Origin of the sequence: Pseudomonas sp. WS 5059 (assembly GCF_012985525.1) — a bacterium.
GTDB lineage: Bacteria > Pseudomonadota > Gammaproteobacteria > Pseudomonadales > Pseudomonadaceae > Aquipseudomonas.
In genome coordinates this window covers 66,220-82,003 of record NZ_JAAQWO010000003.1, presented here as the reverse complement: position 1 = coordinate 82,003, position 15,784 = coordinate 66,220, and the positions used below count along the sequence as shown (strand labels likewise).

General features: G+C 61.1%; 18 protein-coding genes. 11 read left to right on the top strand and 7 right to left on the bottom strand.

Features of this window, described 5'->3' with window-relative positions:
• Positions 1–144: 144 nt before the first annotated feature.
• The gene (locus HBO12_RS09235) at positions 145–1,461 is read left to right on the top strand and encodes an MFS transporter (RefSeq protein ID WP_170041995.1); all 1,317 of its coding nucleotides are present in this window, start codon (positions 145–147) and stop codon (positions 1,459–1,461) included.
• A gap of 45 nt (positions 1,462–1,506) precedes the next feature.
• Here HBO12_RS09235 and trpA read toward each other — a convergent pair whose 3' ends face one another.
• Positions 1,507–2,316 (bottom strand): tryptophan synthase subunit alpha, encoded by an 810-nt coding sequence (trpA, locus tag HBO12_RS09230; protein ID WP_170041994.1) that lies wholly within the window; start codon positions 2,314–2,316, stop codon positions 1,507–1,509.
• A complete protein-coding gene (trpB, locus tag HBO12_RS09225) occupies positions 2,317–3,543 on the bottom strand; it encodes a tryptophan synthase subunit beta (RefSeq protein WP_169954090.1) in 1,227 nt (408 codons plus the stop codon). It lies immediately after the preceding gene.
• Between the two features lie 108 nt (positions 3,544–3,651).
• Between trpB and HBO12_RS09220 the strand changes: the two genes are divergently transcribed.
• Positions 3,652–4,548 (top strand): LysR family transcriptional regulator, encoded by an 897-nt coding sequence (locus HBO12_RS09220; protein ID WP_170041993.1) that lies wholly within the window; start codon positions 3,652–3,654, stop codon positions 4,546–4,548.
• Here HBO12_RS09220 and HBO12_RS09215 read toward each other — a convergent pair.
• A complete protein-coding gene (locus HBO12_RS09215) occupies positions 4,545–4,871 on the bottom strand; it encodes an ElaB/YgaM/YqjD family protein (RefSeq protein ID WP_016969656.1) in 327 nt (108 codons plus the stop codon). The genes HBO12_RS09220 and HBO12_RS09215 overlap by 4 nt on opposite strands.
• Positions 4,872–5,026: 155 nt before the next feature.
• Between HBO12_RS09215 and HBO12_RS09210 the strand changes: the two genes are divergently transcribed.
• Entirely contained in the window at positions 5,027–5,242 is a 216-nt protein-coding gene (locus HBO12_RS09210; RefSeq protein ID WP_029290270.1) for a dodecin, read from the top strand.
• 115 nt (positions 5,243–5,357) lie between these two features.
• Positions 5,358–5,582, top strand: a complete 225-nt coding sequence (locus tag HBO12_RS09205) for a DUF1161 domain-containing protein (RefSeq protein WP_169954092.1) — start codon at positions 5,358–5,360, stop codon at positions 5,580–5,582.
• Between the two features lie 58 nt (positions 5,583–5,640).
• On the opposite strand, the gene HBO12_RS09200 is transcribed toward HBO12_RS09205, so the two are convergent.
• Positions 5,641–6,642, bottom strand: a complete 1,002-nt coding sequence (locus tag HBO12_RS09200) for an LLM class flavin-dependent oxidoreductase (protein WP_170041992.1) — start codon at positions 6,640–6,642, stop codon at positions 5,641–5,643.
• Positions 6,643–6,854: 212 nt separating this feature from the next.
• Here HBO12_RS09200 and HBO12_RS09195 point away from each other — a divergent pair, with 212 nt between their 5' ends.
• Both HBO12_RS09195 and HBO12_RS09190 read left to right on the top strand, forming a co-directional pair.
• Positions 6,855–7,286, top strand: a complete 432-nt coding sequence (locus HBO12_RS09195; RefSeq protein ID WP_003170750.1) for an OsmC family protein — start codon at positions 6,855–6,857, stop codon at positions 7,284–7,286.
• A gap of 147 nt (positions 7,287–7,433) precedes the next feature.
• Positions 7,434–7,673 (top strand): DUF1161 domain-containing protein, encoded by a 240-nt coding sequence (locus HBO12_RS09190; protein WP_057439267.1) that lies wholly within the window; start codon positions 7,434–7,436, stop codon positions 7,671–7,673.
• On the opposite strand, the gene HBO12_RS09185 is transcribed toward HBO12_RS09190, so the two are convergent.
• A complete protein-coding gene (locus tag HBO12_RS09185) occupies positions 7,674–8,102 on the bottom strand; it encodes a PA0061/PA0062 family lipoprotein (protein WP_170041991.1) in 429 nt (142 codons plus the stop codon). It lies immediately after the preceding gene.
• 87 nt (positions 8,103–8,189) lie between these two features.
• Here HBO12_RS09185 and HBO12_RS09180 point away from each other — a divergent pair, with 87 nt between their 5' ends.
• On the top strand, positions 8,190–9,233 hold the full coding sequence (locus HBO12_RS09180) for an aminopeptidase (protein ID WP_170041990.1): 1,044 nt from the start codon (positions 8,190–8,192) through the stop codon (positions 9,231–9,233).
• An 85-nt stretch (positions 9,234–9,318) separates the two neighbouring features.
• On the opposite strand, the gene HBO12_RS09175 is transcribed toward HBO12_RS09180, so the two are convergent.
• Together HBO12_RS09175 and HBO12_RS09170 are read right to left on the bottom strand one after the other, a co-directional pair.
• Positions 9,319–9,978, bottom strand: a complete 660-nt coding sequence (locus HBO12_RS09175; protein WP_169954096.1) for an HAD family hydrolase — start codon at positions 9,976–9,978, stop codon at positions 9,319–9,321.
• Positions 9,975–10,517 carry a gamma carbonic anhydrase family protein gene (locus HBO12_RS09170; protein WP_170041989.1) on the bottom strand — a complete coding sequence of 181 codons (543 nt, stop codon included), beginning with the start codon at positions 10,515–10,517 and terminating at the stop codon, positions 9,975–9,977. Before HBO12_RS09170 ends, HBO12_RS09175 begins: the two co-directional genes overlap by 4 nt.
• Positions 10,518–10,618: 101 nt before the next feature.
• Here HBO12_RS09170 and prlC point away from each other — a divergent pair, with 101 nt between their 5' ends.
• The 4 genes from prlC to HBO12_RS09150 all read left to right on the top strand — a co-directional run bounded on the left by prlC (position 10,619) and on the right by HBO12_RS09150 (position 15,772).
• Entirely contained in the window at positions 10,619–12,670 is a 2,052-nt protein-coding gene (gene prlC, locus HBO12_RS09165) for an oligopeptidase A (RefSeq protein ID WP_170041988.1), read from the top strand.
• On the top strand, positions 12,667–12,942 hold the full coding sequence (locus HBO12_RS09160; RefSeq protein WP_029290288.1) for a YheV family putative zinc ribbon protein: 276 nt from the start codon (positions 12,667–12,669) through the stop codon (positions 12,940–12,942). Before prlC ends, HBO12_RS09160 begins: the two co-directional genes overlap by 4 nt.
• Before the next feature lie 290 nt (positions 12,943–13,232).
• Positions 13,233–13,985, top strand: a complete 753-nt coding sequence (locus HBO12_RS09155; protein WP_170041987.1) for a gluconate 2-dehydrogenase subunit 3 family protein — start codon at positions 13,233–13,235, stop codon at positions 13,983–13,985.
• A 2-nt stretch (positions 13,986–13,987) separates the two neighbouring features.
• Entirely contained in the window at positions 13,988–15,772 is a 1,785-nt protein-coding gene (locus HBO12_RS09150) for a GMC oxidoreductase (RefSeq protein ID WP_169954100.1), read from the top strand.
• Positions 15,773–15,784 lie beyond the last annotated feature (12 nt).

The following is a 15,784-nucleotide window of genomic DNA, read 5'->3' as shown; positions in this document are numbered from 1 at the left end:
CTGACGGAACGCGGTCAGTGTGGGAGCTGGCTTGCCTGCGATAGCAATGTTGAATGTTCCGCCGCCATCGCAGGCAAGCCAGCTCCCACTTTCAACCCGGTAGCCGTTAACCGACCTCAATAAACATAATAAGAGGCTCCCCCCATGCACCCTGAAACCCTCACCGGCCAGGCGTCCCTCGTCACGCCCAGCCGCAAGCGTTACTTCATCATGGTCCTGCTGTTTATCACGGTGGTGATCAACTACCTGGACCGCAGCAACCTGTCGATTGCCGCGCCGGCCCTGACCAGCGAGCTGGGGATCGACCCGGTGCATGTGGGGCTGATTTTCTCGGCGTTCGGCTGGACCTACGCCGCCATGCAAATCCCCGGCGGCTGGCTGGTGGACCGGGTGCCACCGCGCATTTTGTACACCGTGGCCTTGCTGTTGTGGTCGATTGCCACGGTGATGCTGGGGTTTGCCGCAAGCTTTATCGCGCTGTTTGTGTTGCGCATGGCGGTGGGTGCCCTGGAAGCGCCGGCTTATCCGATCAACAGTCGGGTCGTCACCAGCTGGTTTCCCGAGCGTGAGCGCGCCACGGCCATTGGTTTCTACACGTCCGGGCAGTTCGTCGGGCTGGCGTTCCTTACCCCGGTACTGGCGTGGTTGCAGCATCACTATGGCTGGCACATGGTGTTTATCAGCACCGGCGCAGTGGGCATCCTCTGGGCACTGGTGTGGTATGCGGTGTACCGCGAGCCGCGGGATTTCAAAGGGGTCAACAGCGCAGAAATCGAGTTGATCCGCGCAGGCGGCGGCCTGGTGGACCTGGATGCACAAACCGCCAAGCGCAAGGCGCCTTTCAGTTGGGTCGACCTGGGTATCGTGCTGACTAAACGCAAGCTGTGGGGCATCTACCTGGGCCAGTTCTGCCTGAACTCGACCCTGTGGTTTTTCCTGACATGGTTCCCAACCTACCTGGTGAAATATCGCGGCATGGACTTCATCAAGTCCGGCCTGCTTGCCTCGCTGCCGTTTCTCGCGGCGTTTGTCGGGGTGTTGTGTTCCGGGCTGTTTTCCGACTGGCTGATCCGCCGTGGCACCTCGGTAGGGTTTGCGCGCAAATTGCCGATCATCAGTGGCCTGCTGATCTCCACGGCGATCATCGGCGCCAACTTCGTGGATTCCACGCCACTGGTGATTGCATTCCTGGCGGTGGCGTTCTTCGGCAACGGCCTGGCGTCGATCACCTGGTCGCTGGTCTCGACACTGGCGCCGGCGCGGCTGTTGGGGTTGACGGGTGGGGTGTTCAACTTCATCGGCAACCTGGCGGCGATCACCACGCCTATCGTCATTGGCTTTCTGGCCACGGGCGACTCGTTTGCGCCGGCGATTACCTACATTGCGGTGTTGGCGTTGCTGGGGGCGCTGTCTTACATACTGCTGGTGGGTAAGGTCGAGCGGATCGAGCTGAAGGAATAAAGCTGTTGTAGGAGCGAGCTTGGCTCGCTCCTACAAGGGGGGCGTTTATTTACGGGCGTTACGCACACCTTCCGACAGCGCTGCACACAGGCTCAACACCCCATCAATCGCTTGCTGGTCGTTGCTGGCATTGGCGATGTGGTCGATCAGCGCCGACCCCACCACCACACCGTCCGCCAGGCGGGCGATGGCGGCGGCCTGTTCCGGGGTGCGGATGCCGAAGCCGATGCTGATCGGCAGGTCGGTATGCCGGCGCAGGCGGCCGACGGCCTCTTCCACGTGTTCCAGGGTGGCGGCACCGGCACCGGTCACACCGGCCACCGACACGTAGTACACAAACCCGGAGCTGCCGTTGAGCACGGTGGGCAGGCGCGCATCGTCGGTGGTGGGCGTGGTCAGGCGGATAAAGTCGATGCCTGCGGCCTGGGCCGGGTCGCACAGTTCGCTGTTATGTTCCGGCGGCATGTCGACCACGATCAGGCCGTCCACGCCGGCCTCTTTTGCGTCATGGATAAAGCGCGGCACGCCGTACATGTGGATCGGGTTGAAGTAGCCCATCAGCACCAGCGGCGTATCGCTGTTGCCCTGGCGGAACTCGCGAACCATCTGCAGGGTTTTCGCCAGGTTCTGCTTGGCGCCCAACGCACGGATATTGGCCAGCTGGATCGCCGGGCCATCGGCCATGGGGTCGGTGAAAGGCATGCCCAGCTCGATCACATCGGCGCCGGCTGCCGGCAAGCCCTTGAGGATCGCCAGGGAAGTGTCATACCCCGGGTCGCCAGCGGTAACGAAGGTCACCAGGGCGGCGCGGTTTTGTTCCTTGAGTTGCGCAAAGCGGGTTTGCAGGCGGCTCATTTAGTGTTTCTCCTGCTGAGACTGTTCCATATGGTGCATCACTGTCTGCATGTCCTTGTCGCCACGGCCCGACAGGTTGACCACCATCAGGTGATCCTTGGGCAGGCTCGGTGCGCGCTTGAACACTTCGGCCAGGGCGTGGGCGCTTTCCAGTGCAGGAATAATCCCTTCCAGACGGCAGCATTTGTGAAAGGCGTCGAGGGCTTCGTCGTCAGTTACCGAGGTGTACTGGACGCGGCCAATGTCGTGCAACCATGCATGCTCAGGGCCGATGCCGGGGTAGTCGAGGCCCGCAGAGATCGAGTGGGCGTCGATGATCTGGCCGTCGTCGTCCTGCAACAGGAAGGTACGGTTGCCGTGCAGCACGCCCGGTACGCCGCCATTGAGGCTGGCCGCGTGCTTGCCGGTCTCGATGCCGTAGCCGGCGGCTTCAACACCAATGATCTGGACACTGGTGTCATCGAGGAACGGGTGGAATAGGCCCATGGCATTCGAGCCACCGCCGATGCACGCCACCAGGCTGTCCGGCAGGCGGCCTTCCTGGGCTTGCAACTGGGTGCGGGTTTCCTTGCCGATCACCGCCTGGAAGTCGCGCACCATCGCCGGGTACGGGTGCGGGCCGGCCACGGTGCCGATCAGGTAGAAGGTGCTGTCGACGTTGGTCACCCAGTCGCGCAGGGCTTCGTTCATCGCGTCCTTGAGGGTGCCGGTGCCGGCCACCACCGGGATCACTTCGGCGCCCAAAAGCTTCATGCGGAACACGTTGGCCTGCTGGCGCTCGATATCAGTGGTGCCCATGTAGATCACACATTGCAGGCCAAACCGCGCGGCGACGGTGGCGGTGGCCACGCCGTGCATGCCGGCGCCGGTCTCGGCGATGATGCGTTTCTTGCCCATGCGCCGCGCCAACAGGATCTGGCCGATGCAGTTGTTGATCTTGTGCGCGCCGGTGTGGTTGAGCTCTTCGCGCTTGAGGTAGATCTTGGCGCCGCCGCAGAACTCGGTCAGGCGCTCGGCAAAGTACAGCGGGCTGGGGCGTCCGACATAGTCGCGCTGGAAGTAGGCCAGTTCTTCGTTGAAGGCCGGATCGATCTTGGCCGCTTCGTATTCGCGGGCCAGGTCGAGGATCAACGGCATCAGGGTTTCCGCCACGTAGCGGCCGCCGAACGCGCCAAACAGGCCGTTGGCGTCAGGGCCGTTGCGTAAATCGGTCTGGGACTGAGTCATGGTGCGCTCCAGGAAGAAAGTTGGGAGAGGCAATGACGGCCACTCTACCCCTGACGCCGGACCGTGAAAACCGATAAGATCGCCGCAACCTGTCAGGAAAACTCACAGATGAGCCGAGACCTTCCGCCGCTTAATGCCCTGCGTGCATTTGAAGCCACCGCCCGCCTCAACAGCGTCAGCCAGGCCGCCGAGCAATTGCATGTGACCCATGGTGCGGTCAGCCGACAACTGAAAGTGTTGGAAGAACACCTTGGGGTGAGTCTTTTCGTCAAGGATGGACGCGGCATTAAACTCACAGATGCCGGCGTGCGGCTGCGCGATGCCAGCTTCGAGGCGTTCGAGCGTCTGCGGGATGTGTGCGGGGAGTTGACCCAAAGCAGCGCCGATGCGCCGTTTGTCCTCGGCTGTTCCGGCAGTCTGCTGGCGCGTTGGTTTATTCCGCGCCTGGGGCGCTTGAATGCCGACTTGCCGGATTTGCGCCTGCATCTATCGGCGGGCGAAGGCGACCTTGACCCAAGGCGCCCGGGCCTGGACGCCCTGCTGCTGTTTGCCGAGCCGCCGTGGCCTGCGGATATGCAGGTCTACGAGCTGGCGAGCGAGCGGATTGGCCCGGTGATGAGCCCGCATTTTGCCCATTACCAAGCCCTGCGCCAGGCACCCGCCCAGGCTCTGCTGGGCGAAGCCCTGTTGCACACCACTTCGCGCCCGCAAGCCTGGCCCAATTGGGCACAGCACCATGGCATCGAGCCCGGTGCATTGAAGTACGGCCAGGGGTTTGAGCATCTGTATTATTTGCTGGAGGCGGCCGTGGCTGGCCTTGGGGTGGCGATCGCACCGCAACCGCTGGTGGCGGAGGACGTGCGCGCCGGTCGCCTGGTTGCGCCATGGGGTTTTAGTCAAACCCCGGCGCAACTGGCGTTGTGGCTACCCAAGCGCGCCGCGGATGGGCGCGCCCGGCAGCTGGCGCAATGGCTCAAGGCTGAGCTTGCGCGCCAGCCGGTTTAGTCACCGCGTTTGCACAGCAGGTAAGCCGCCAGCAGGCCCAGTGCGCCAACGGCAACGCCGGCGGTGGTCCAAGGGTGCTCCTGTGCATAGTCACGGGTGGCAGCCCCGGTTTCGCGGATTTTCACTTTGCTTTCTTCGTAGGCGTCGCTGATCAAGTGGCGGGAGTGCTTGAGGGCATTCTCGGCATTGCTTTTGAGGGCCTTCAGGGTTTTGCGCGACTCGTCAGACGCATCGTCCTTGAGGCTCTCAAGGGATTTGAGCAGGCTCGAAATCTCGGCTTCCATGCTTTCCAATGACGCTTTGCGTAAAGAGGTGTTGGCCATGTGGGCTCTCCTGGAGTGAATGAGTAACGTGTGTTGATTCCGACTGCGGGGGTTTCAGAAAGTGCAGTAAATCTGAACTTTCAAGTGAGAAGAGTCGCCAGAAGCAGTAAGAAGAATCACTGCTAGGCTTCATTAATCGACCCAGGAGAACACTCATGACTGATCATCACACCTACAAGAAAGTCGAACTGGTGGGCTCGTCCCCAACCAGCATCGAGGACGCCATCAACAATGCCCTGGCCGAGGCCAGCAAGAGCATCAAGCACCTGGAGTGGTTTGAGGTCACCGAAACCCGTGGCCACATCAAGGACGGCAAGGCCGCGCACTTCCAGGTGACACTCAAGGTGGGCTTTCGTATTGCCAATAGTTGACGGGGTTGGTTGAACTTGCACGCTGGCCGATTGCCATAACCTGCGCTACACCCTTTGGGCGCCGATGCCCTATGCGTCGGCGTACATTTTTTGATCAGCGCAAGGAAAGTAACGGATGAAAAAGTTTCTGTTAGCGGTAGGTTTGTTGAGCCTGGCAGGTACAGCCCTGGCGGCTGGCAAGGATTGTGGCGAGCTGAAAAGCGAAATCGACGCCAAGATCCAGGCCAATGGTGCGTCCGGGTACACCCTGGAAATTGTCGAAAAAGGCAGCGCAACCAACGGCGAAGTGGTCGGCAGTTGCGAAGGTGGTACCAAGGAAATCGTCTACAACCGTAGGTGATCCCGTGCGGCAGACATAAAAACCGACGCCAGAGCGTCGGTTTTTTTATCCCTGCCGATCAGCCTTTCATCACCTGGGCCAGTAGCTCATAGGAACGAATCCGATCAGCATGTTCGTACAGGTCGCAGGTAAAGATCAGCTCATCGGCGCCCGTCTGCTCGATCAACACCTCCAGTTTGGCGCGAATCTTCGCCGGGCTGCCTACCATCGCCAGGCCTAGGAAACTGCCTACCGCGTCCTTCTCATGGGGCAGCCACAGGCCGTCCATGCTGTCGACCGGCGGGCGTTGCACCAGGCTTTGCCCACGCATCAGCGCGAGAATTCGCTGGTAGACCGAGGTGGCCAGGTAATTGGCCTGCTCATCGGTATCAGCGGCCACCAGCGGCACACCGAGCATCACATAGGGCTTGTCGAGCACTGCCGAAGGCTTGAAGTGATTGCGATAGACGCGAATCGCCTCATGCATCATGCGCGGTGCGAAATGGGAGGCGAAGGCGTAGGGCAAACCGCGCTCGCCGGCCAGTTGGGCGCTGAACAGGCTGGAACCGAGCAGCCACACCGGGACGTTGGTGCCGGTGCCCGGTACGGCGATCACCCGTTGGTCGGGGGTGCGCGGGCCCAGGTAGGCCATCAACTCGGCCACATCTTCCGGGAAGTCATCGGCGCTGCCGGAGCGCTCGCGGCGCAGGGCGCGGGCGGTCATCTGGTCTGAGCCAGGTGCGCGGCCCAGGCCCAGGTCGATCCGGCCGGGGTACAGGCTTTCCAGGGTGCCGAACTGTTCAGCGATCACCAGTGGCGCATGGTTGGGCAGCATCACGCCGCCTGCGCCGACCCGGATAGTCGAAGTGCCACCGGCCAGGTAGCCGAGCAGCACCGAGGTCGCGGAGCTGGCGATGCCATCCATATTGTGGTGCTCGGCCACCCAGAAGCGGGTGTAGCCGAGCTTTTCCACGTGCTGGGCCAGGTCCAGGGAATTGCGCAACGACTGCGCCGGGCTGCCATTGGCGCGCACCGGTACCAGGTCGAGGGTCGAGAACTTCACATCGGACAGTGGTTTCATAAGCCTGCTTCTCCATAGGGGCGCAGGCTTGTGACGAACCAAAACCTGCCGCTTCATGTGCATGCCCTATGCAATGAGGGCATATACCCGAGATTCAATAGCGGACATGAAATTTCCTACTTGCCCGCTTGGTTTTTCCGACAGGGTGAACTTTGCCAGAGGTTCTATCCTCAGAACCTTACTGATGCACAACCACTGCTTGGGAGAACGCTATGAGTATCGTGAAAAAAGCCTCCGCACACTGGGAAGGCGACCTGAAAACCGGTCTGGGCTCGATCTCGACCGAAACCGGCGTATTGCGCGAAGCCCCCTACGGCTTCAAGGCACGTTTCGAAGGTGGCAAGGGTACCAACCCTGAAGAACTGATCGGCGCGGCCCATGCCGGCTGCTTCTCCATGGCCTTTTCCATGATTCTTGGCGATGCCGGCCTCAAGGCTGACAGTATCGACACCCAGGCCGAAGTGACCCTGGACCAGGTGGACGGTGGTTTTGCGATCACCGCAGTCCACCTGATCCTCAAGGCCAAGATCCCCGGCGCGAGCCAGGCGCAGTTCGATGAACTGAGCAAGAAGGCCAAGGAAGGATGCCCAGTGTCCAAGGTGCTGAACGCCACCATCACCCTGGATGGCACCCTCGTCAACTGATCTGCGCAGGTCCAATGTGGGAGCGGGCTTGCTCGCCCCCACATTTTGTTCTGCGTTAAATCAGAACTCGCGTTTCGCAAATGTGGTCTCATACCCATGCAGCCTTTGGCGCACACCCGTGCGCAGCGCATTTAGGGAGCTTCACACATGAAACGTTTTGCCTTGGCGATTATCTGCGGTGTTTTGGCCACATCGGCAATGGCCGCGCCCAAAGACTGTGAAGAGCTCAGGAAAGAGATTGAAGTCGGCCTACAGGCCAAGGCAATCCCGTCCTACACCCTGGAAATCATCACCGCCGAAGAAGCCAAGAATCATGACGAAGCCATGATCGTCGGCTCCTGCGAAAACGGCACCAAGCGCATCATCTACCAGCGCAACGATGACTGATCAGGGAATGCAGTTGACGCTGCGTTCCTCGGCCAGCAACTGACGCTGGGCGTCATACAGCCGGATATTCGGGGTGAAGCCCAGCGAGCGCCCTTCCAGGCGGTAGCGCTGGCCGGCCTGGAACTGGTCGTATTGCAGGGTGATAAAACAGGTGCGCTCCTGGGGCTGGTTCAGCCCGCCACCCAGGCCTGCGCCGGCATACACTTCAAAATCAAAACGCACCATCAACTCGTGGCTGCCCGGTGGCACCTGGAAGTAGCGCCCATCGTCCAGGGCCTTGCCGTCCAGGCGTTGCGCCATGACCAGCTTGGCGCCGGGTGTCGGGGTGGCAAAATCGACCCAGGCCTGTTGCGGGTCGGCTGGCGGGATCGGGGTGGAGGCGCAGGCGCTGAGAAAAATCGCCGCCAAGGGAAGCAAGAGCTGACGCATAGTGGGCACTCAACCGTAGGAATGGTATGAGCATAACCCCTGCCAGCCAGTTAGTCTGGCGGGCCAAAGATTGTGGAGCGGTTTGAGATGGTGCGGCATTTATTGGCGGGGCTGACGTGCCTATTGCTCGGTGGCTGTTCCAGTGTCAGCTATTACAGCCAGTTGGCCAGCGGCCAATGGCAGCTGCTGCAGGCGCGGGAGCCGGTGGCCAAGGTGATCGCCGATCCGACGCGCCCGCAAGTGTTGCGTGAGCATTTGGCGCAATCCCAGAAGGCACGCACCTTTGCCAGCCAACAGTTGCATTTGCCCGACAACCAGAGCTACCGCCTTTACGCCGATATCGGCCGGCCGTACGTAGTCTGGAATGTCTTTGCTACATCAGAGTTTTCTTTGTTACCCCAGACCCATTGTTTCCCGATTGCCGGCTGCGTGGCCTATCGCGGTTATTACACTCAGGGCGCGGCCCGGGGCGAGGCTGCGTTGTTGCAACTGCGTGGCATGGATGTGTCGATTGGCGGCGTCGAGGCCTATTCCACCCTCGGCTGGTTCAATGACCCGATCATGAGTTCGATGATGCGCTGGGGTGATGAGCGCCTGGCCACGGTGATTTTTCACGAGCTGGCGCACCAGCGTTTTTATGTGAAGGACGACACGGAGTTCAATGAGTCGTTTGCCACCTTCGTCGAGCAGGAAGGAACCCGGCAATGGCGCGCGGCCCGTGGCCTGGCGCCTGCAAGCGAATCGACGCTGAAGCAGCGCGACCAGTTTATCCAACTGATCCTCGACACCCGCAGTCGCCTGGAGCGCCTGTATGCGCAGCCGTTGGCCGCAGATGCGATGCGCCAGGCCAAGGCGGCCGAATTCGAGCGCTTGCGCCGTGAGTATCGGCAGATGCGCGACAGCCAGTGGGGCGGCGACCCCCGTTATGACGCCTGGGTCAATCAGCCGATGAACAATGCGCGGTTGTTGCCGTTTGGGCTGTATGACCAGTGGGTACCGGCGTTTGCGGCGTTGTTTCGCCGGGAGGGCGGGGATTGGCTGAGGTTCTACGGCGCCGTGGAGCAGTTGGGGCGCTTGCCGGTGGAACAGCGCAAATTAGCGTTGCGGCAGTTGGTAAGCGGTGACGTTTAGGGCCTCATCGCAGGCAAGCCAGCTCCCACATGTTGATGTGTGAACACCGTCCAATGTGGGAGCGGGCCTGCCCGCGATAGCGGTCTCAAGCCCGCCGCAAAAACGCCTGATGCATCTCCTCCAGCGTCTCAAAATGCCAGCGCGGCGCTTCAGCATTCAACTCGGCAAAACTACCAAACCCATACCCCACCGCCGCTGCATCCAGCCCGTTGCTACGTGCGCCGATCAGGTCGTGCTTGCGGTCGCCGATCATCAAGGTACTGGCCGGATCCAGGCCTTCCTCGCGCATCAAATGGGCGATCAGCTCGACCTTGTTGGTGCGGGTACCGTCCAATTCACTGCCGTAAATCACCTTGAAGTGCTTGGCGAAATCGAAATGCCGGGCGATCTCCCGGGCAAATTCCCACGGTTTGGAGGTGGCCACATACAGTTGGCGACCCTGGGCATTGAGCTCCTCCAGCAACGGCATGACCCCATCGAACACCCGGTTTTCATAGAGCCCGGTGACTTTGAAGCGCTCGCGATAGAAATTCACCGCCTCCCAGGCCCGCGCCTCGTCGAAATCGTAGAACTGCATAAAGGCTTGCAGCAGCGGCGGGCCGATAAAGTGTTCGAGCTTGGTCAGGTCCGGCTCATCGATGCCCAGCTTGGCCAAGGCGTACTGGATCGAGCGGGTGATGCCTTCCCGTGGATCGGTCAGGGTGCCGTCCAGGTCAAACAGGACGGTTTGGTAATCCAGGGTCATCGGTCGAATCCTTCTGCCAGGTGCAGGTCCTTGAGCTTCACGTAGTTCGCTGCGCTGTAGGTGAAAAAGGCGCGTTCCTTGTCAGAAAGCGCGCGGACTTGTTTAACCGGGCTGCCCACATACAAAAAACCGCTTTCAAGTTTCTTGCCCGGCGGCACCAGGCTGCCGGCGCCGATGATCACATCGTCTTCAACCACCGCGCCGTCCATCACAATGCTGCCCATGCCGATCAGGATACGACTGCCGACGGTGCAGCCATGGAGCATGACCTTGTGGGCGATGGTCACATCGTCGCCGATCAGCAGCGGGAAACCGTCAGGATTGAAGGGCCCGGCGTGGGTAATGTGCAGCACGCAGCCGTCCTGCACGCTGGTGCGTGCACCGATGCGGATGCGGTGCATGTCGCCGCGAATCACCGTCAGCGGCCAGACCGAGCTGTCGGCGCCGATTTGAACATCGCCGATCACCACCGCCGAAGCATCGACGAAAGCCCCGGCGCCGAGGGTTGGCGTGTGATTCTGATAGGTGCGAAGGGTCACGATAGCCTCTCTCTGTTTGGTTGATAGCTGCGGTGGACGTTGATTGTAATTAAGATGGCCCCATCTTTGTCTTACCTGTTTCTTCAGCCAAGGTGCCAACCGTGAGCGCGAACAACCCTCTTTTGCAGTCCTACGACCTGCCGCCGTTCTCGGCGATCCGTGCCGAGCACGTCCAACCGGCCATCGAACAGATCCTGGCCGACAACCGCGTCGCCATCGAAGGCATCCTGCAAAGCCAGGGGAAAAGTCCGACCTGGGCCGGCCTGGTCCTGGCCATGGATGAACTCAACGACCGCCTGGGCGCCGCCTGGAGCCCGGTCAGCCATCTCAATGCCGTGTGCAACAGCGCTGAACTGCGTGAGGCCTATGAGGCCTGCCTGCCGGCATTGAGCGCCTATTCCACGGAGATGGGCCAGAACCGCGAACTGTTCCAGGCCTTCGAAGCCCTGGCCAACAGCCCGCAAGCGGCCGGTTTCGACGTGGCGCAAAAAACCATTCTGGAGCACGCACTGCGCGACTTCCGCCTGTCGGGTATCGACCTGCCGCCTGAGCAGCAGAAGCGCTACGCCGAGGTGCAGAGCAAACTCTCCGAACTGGGCAGCAAGTTCTCCAACCAATTGCTCGACGCCACCCAGGCCTGGACCAAGCACGTCACCGACGAAGCCACCCTCGCCGGCCTGACCGACTCGGCCAAGGCGCAAATGGCGGCTGCGGCACAGGCCAAAGGCCTCGACGGCTGGCTGATCAGCCTGGAGTTCCCCAGCTACTACGCGGTGATGACCTACGCCCACGACCGCGCCCTGCGCGAAGAAATCTACGCGGCCTACTGCACCCGTGCGTCGGACCAGGGCCCGAATGCCGGTCAGAACGATAACGGCCCGGTGATGGAACAGATCCTCGACCTGCGTCAGGAACTGGCCCAACTGCTCGGTTTCGCCTCTTTCTCCGAACTGAGCCTGGCCACCAAAATGGCCGAATCCAGCGACCAGGTACTGAGTTTCCTACGCGACCTGGCCAAACGCAGCAAGCCATTCGCCACCCAGGACCTGCAGCAGCTCAAGGCCTACGCCGCCGAACAAGGCTGCAATGACCTGCAAAGCTGGGACAGTGGTTTCTACGGTGAAAAGCTGCGTGAACAGCGCTACAGCGTGTCCCAGGAAGCCCTGCGTGCCTACTTCCCGATCGACAAAGTGCTGGGCGGGCTGTTTGCCATCGTCCAGCGCCTGTACGGCATCGAGATCGCCGAGCAGAAAGGCTTCGACACCTGGCACCCGGATGTTCGCCTGTTCGAAATCAAGGAAAACGGCCAGCACGTCGGCCGCTTCTTCTTCGACCTGTATGCCCGCGCCAACAAGCGTGGCGGTGCCTGGATGGACGGCGCGCGGGATCGTCGGCGCACCGCCGAGGGTGTGCTGCAAAGCCCGGTGGCCAACCTGGTGTGCAACTTCACCCCGGCCGACAGCGGCAAGCCAGCCCTGCTGACCCACGATGAAGTCACCACCCTGTTCCACGAATTCGGTCACGGCCTGCACCACCTGCTGACCCGCGTCGAACACGCGGGCGTGTCCGGCATCAACGGCGTGGCCTGGGACGCGGTGGAGTTGCCGAGCCAGTTCATGGAGAACTGGTGCTGGGAACCTGAAGGCCTGGCGCTGATTTCCGGTCATTACGAAAGCGGCGAAGCCCTGCCCCAGGACCTGCTGCAAAAAATGCTCGCGGCGAAGAACTTCCAGTCTGGCCTGATGATGGTGCGCCAGCTGGAATTCTCGCTGTTCGACTTTGAACTGCATGCCACCCACGGTGATGGCCGCAGCGTGGCGCAGGTGCTCGAAGGCGTGCGCGACGAGGTGTCGGTGATGCGTCCGCCGGCCTATAACCGCTTCCCCAACAGCTTTGCGCATATCTTCGCTGGCGGTTACGCGGCGGGGTACTACAGCTACAAGTGGGCCGAAGTGTTGTCGGCAGATGCCTTCTCCAAGTTCGAAGAAGACGGCGTGCTCAATGCCGAGACTGGCCGGGCCTTCCGCGAGGCGATCCTGGCCCGTGGCGGCTCCCAGGCGCCGATGGTGCTGTTCGTCGACTTCCGCGGACGCGCACCGTCGATTGACGCACTTTTGCGCCACAGCGGCCTGAGTGAGGACGCGGCAGCATGAGTGACGGGCCTGTGATCACCAAAAAGCAATTTATCGCCGGCGCCGTGTGCCCGGCGTGCAGCGAGCCGGACAAGTTGAAGATGTGGACCGAAGACAGCGTGCCCCATCGCGAATGCGTGGCCTGTGGCTATACCGACACGCTCAACGACCAGGGTTTGTCGGTGCCCAAGGAATTGGGCACGCGGGTCAACACCTCGGCGTTGAAAGCGCCGGCGGACCCCAAGGTGCAGGCGGTGCAGTTCTTCCCTAATCCCAAGCTGAAAAAAGACTGACGGACCTCACTCCGTCCAACCTGTGGGAACAGGCTCATGTAGGAGCTGGCTTGCCAGCGATAGCATCACCTCGGTGTCACTGATACACCGAGGTGTCTGCATCGCAGGCAAGCCAGCTCCTACACAAGCCTGTTCCCACTTTTTTTGCGCGCATTTCTCGATTTTCCTGGCTGAAACGATTCCTGCATTCCTTAGCCTGCTATCATTTGTAACCATTGATTACATCCACAACGACAAGCCGCTCCATGAAGCGACTGCTCAAACCCGTGACCACATGATGAGGTGCCACCATGTCTGATCAAGATCGAGACAACCCCCGGCGTGACTTTTTGCGCAAATCCTTGACCTTGATCCCGGTGGTCACGGTTGCCAGCACCGGCCTTGGCGGCTCGATGCTGATGGCCACGCCCGAGCCTGTCCAGGCCAGCCCGGCCAAGGCACCTACCAGCGAAAAGGCCTACGAGCCCAGTTACTTCACCGCTGAGGAATGGGCCTTCATCAACGCGGCCGTCGCGCGCCTGATCCCCGCAGATGCCCAAGGCCCAGGTGCCCTGGAAGCCGGTGCGCCGGAATACATCGACCGGCAGATGAACACGCCCTACGCCAGCGGCGCCCTGTGGTTCATGCAAGGCCCGTTCAATGCCGACGCACCGCCCGAGATGGGCTGGCAGAGCAAACTGGTGCCCAAGGAGATCTATCGCCTGGGTATTGCTGCCACGGATTCCTGGTCGAAAGCGTTCAACGGTAAAACATTTGCTGGGCAAGACAGCGCTACCCAGGATGATTTGCTGCGCCGCCTGGAGGCGGGAGGTGCCGAAACCGGCGAGCATTTCGCTGCGGTCCCGCCGAAGATTTTCTTTAACTTGTTGCTGCAAAACACCAAGGAAGGGTTCTTCTGCGACCCGATCCACGGCGGCAACAAAGGCATGGTCGGCTGGACCATGATCGGCTTCCCCGGCGCCCGCGCCGATTTCATGGATTGGGTTGAACGCAACGAGCAATACCCCTTCCCGGCTGTTTCCATCCGTGGCGAGAGGGCATAAACGTGGCGACCATCATGAAGAAAGTGGATGCAGTCATCGTCGGCTTTGGCTGGACTGGCGCGATCATGGCCAAGGAGCTGACGGAAGCCGGCTTGCACGTGGTAGCGCTGGAGCGCGGCCCGATGCAGGACACCTACCCAGACGGCAATTACCCACAAGTGATCGACGAACTGACCTACAGCGTGCGCAAAAAGTTGTTCCAGGACATTTCCAAGGAAACCGTGACCATTCGCCATAGCGTGAATGACATTGCCTTGCCCAACCGTCAGTTGGGCGCTTTCCTGCCGGGCAACGGCGTAGGCGGCGCGGGCCTGCACTGGTCGGGCGTGCATTTTCGGGTGGACCCTATCGAACTGCGCATGCGCAGCCACTACGAAGAACGCTACGGCAAAAACTTCATTCCCAAGGACATGACCATCCAGGACTTCGGCGTCAGCTACGAAGAACTGGAACCGTTCTTTGACTACGCCGAAAAGGTCTTCGGCACCTCCGGCCAGGCCTGGACCGTGAAGGGCCAACTGGTGGGTGAAGGCAAGGGCGGCAACCCTTACGCGCCGGATCGTTCCAGCCATTTCCCACTGGAATCGCAGAAAAATACCTACTCGGCACAGCTGTTTCAGCAGGCCGCCACTGCCGTGGGCTACAAGCCCTACAATCTGCCTTCGGCCAATACCTCGGGGCCTTACACCAATCCCTATGGCGCGCAGATGGGGCCGTGCAACTTCTGTGGTTTTTGCAGCGGGTATGTCTGCTACATGTACTCCAAGGCATCGCCCAACGTGAACATCCTGCCGGCCCTGCGCCAGGTGCCGAACTTTGAACTGCGGCCAAATTCCCACGTGCTCAAAGTCAATCTCGACAGCACCAAGCGCAAGGCCACTGGCGTGACCTATATCGACGCCCAGGGCCGGGAGATCGAGCAACCGGCAGACCTGGTGATTCTTGGCGCCTTCCAGTTCCACAACGTGCGCCTGATGCTGCTCTCGGGCATCGGCAAGCCCTACGACCCGATCACGGGCGAAGGGGTGGTGGGCAAGAACTTCGCCTACCAGAACATGGCCACCATCAAGGCCTACTTCGACAAAGACGTGCACACCAACAACTTCATCGGCGCTGGCGGCAATGGCGTGGCGGTGGACGACTTCAACGCCGATAACTTCGATCATGGCCCCCATGGTTTCGTCGGCGGTTCGCCGATGTGGGTCAACCAGGCGGGCAGCCGGCCGATTGCCGGTACCTCCAACCCACCGGGCACGCCGGCCTGGGGCAGTGCGTGGAAGCGCGCCACGGCCGATTACTACACCCACCAAGTGTCGATGGACGCCCATGGCGCTCATCAATCCTACCGGGGCAACTACCTCGATCTGGACCCGGTTTACCGTGATGCCTACGGCCTGCCGTTGCTGCGCATGACCTTCGACTGGCAGGAAAACGACATCAAGATGAACCGCTTCATGGTCGAGAAAATGGGCAAGATCGCCGAAGCGATGAACCCCAAGGCGATTGCCGTACTCGGCAAGAAGGTCGGCGAGCACTTCAACACCGCGTCTTACCAGACCACGCACCTCAACGGTGGCGCGATCATGGGTACCGACCCGAAGACCAGCGCGTTGAACCGCTACCTGCAGTGCTGGGATGTGCACAACGTGTTTGTCCCAGGCGCATCCGCTTTCCCACAAGGCTTGGGCTACAACCCTACGGGCCTGGTGGCGGCGCTGACCTATTGGTCCGCCCGGGCGATACGCGAGCAGTACCTGAAAAATCCCGGCCCGCTGGTTCAGGCATAAGGAGCGACGACT